The following is a 1,476-nucleotide window of genomic DNA, read 5'->3' as shown; positions in this document are numbered from 1 at the left end:
GCGACATCATACCCGTGTCCATGTTTAAGTTCGCTGTTCTTTGCTTCAATTTTGTACCGCTCCTTGGACTTTTCCTTAAAGTATTGCGTCTCTTGGAAGGCCATCTGCTCCAAATGTTCATTGGATTTGATGGTTACGGAATACGTCTTGCTTTTGGCACCTTCTTTGTAACAGCCTTCTTTGAGCGGACAACGCTTGCATAGCTCTACATCAAAATAATAGGTAGCCGTCTGGTTTTGGCCGACACCTTTTTTACCCTCACGAGCCTTTCGGATCGCCATGTGACCAGCTGGGCATACGTACATGCCGGCATCTTTGTTGAACAGAAATTCGTCTTCCTTCTTGCGACTGCCTTGCGTGATGAGCGGATTGAGTTTTGCTACGAGTTCAATCTCGTTACTCTTTGTGTACGAAATGTTATCCTTTTCCGAATACGCAGTATCGCCAATGACAGTATTGACCTGCATGCCAGCTGCTTTGCTTTTTTCGATGAGCGTCTGCAATTGTTTGCCATCATTCTTCTCACCCGTTGTAATGACAGCCGCTGTAATAATACGTTCCTCGGTCATAGCTAGATGAGTTTTGTATCCAAAGAAGGCCGAGTCTACACTTTTGTGTCCCACACGAGCATCCGGATCCGCCGCCAGACGAAGTTGTTCGACGTCATCTTCCACCGTCTCCTTCAACAAGTTAAGCGGCTCCAGAATTTTCGGCACTTGTGCGATTCCGGATTCGTTTTCGATGAAGGCGACGAGTTTTTGACAATACTTAATTTCGTCTTCGAGTACGTTGCTCGTGTTCTTTACTGGCATCTTGGCTTTGGCCGATTCATCCATGCTGTAAACGGCCTTTCGCAGTTTTCGTGCACGATCTTGTAGAATTTCTTGCGGTGATTTCTGGTTGTAGCGCGCTTTCGAATGCGTAGCGTCAACAATAATGGAATTGCTCTTCAGAATATTCTGCTCGATGGCGATGGCTACCGTTTTCCCGATAAGCATGTCCAACAGATTGATGTCTTTTAACCGCAGCTTGCGAAATTTCGTCAACGAACTCGGGTCAATAACCGGATCCTCCGGCGCCATACCTAGGAAATATTTGAACGAAAGGTCATACTTAGAGCGCTCGACAATATCTACATCAGATAGTTCAAAAATGGATTTCAGCAGTAGATATTTAAACATGCGAATGGGGTCAATGGCGTTCCGTCCATTGTCCAAACAATATTTCGCTTCTAGTTCCTCATATATGAAGGTGAAGTCCACCAGTTCGTTGATCTGACGGAGCATATTGTTCTTCGGCACGACAATGTCATACAGTGCCGCGTAAGGACTCAGAACCAGAGTTTGTTGTTGCCGAATCATCTACTCTCACCTACTTTTCGTGATGCCTTAATTATACAGTAAAAAAGGTACAGCCTCCTCAATTTTCTTGAAGGACTGTACCTTTTTCGTATGAAAGGACTTTTTCAGTGGCCTC

Annotated in this window: 1 protein-coding gene; it reads right to left on the bottom strand. The window is 45.1% G+C overall.

The features are described 5' to 3' along the window. A partial coding sequence (locus tag KXG62_RS33765) for an IS1182 family transposase (protein WP_218096390.1) occupies positions 1–1,361 on the bottom strand: 1,361 nt, incomplete at its 3' end. Between the last annotated feature and the right edge of the window lie 115 nt (positions 1,362–1,476).

The organism is Paenibacillus solanacearum (assembly GCF_910593845.1).
Classification (GTDB): Bacteria; Bacillota; Bacilli; order Paenibacillales; family NBRC-103111; genus Paenibacillus_G; species Paenibacillus_G solanacearum.
Note: the sequence above shows the minus strand (reverse complement) of the source record. Positions and strands in the feature narration are given on the sequence as shown.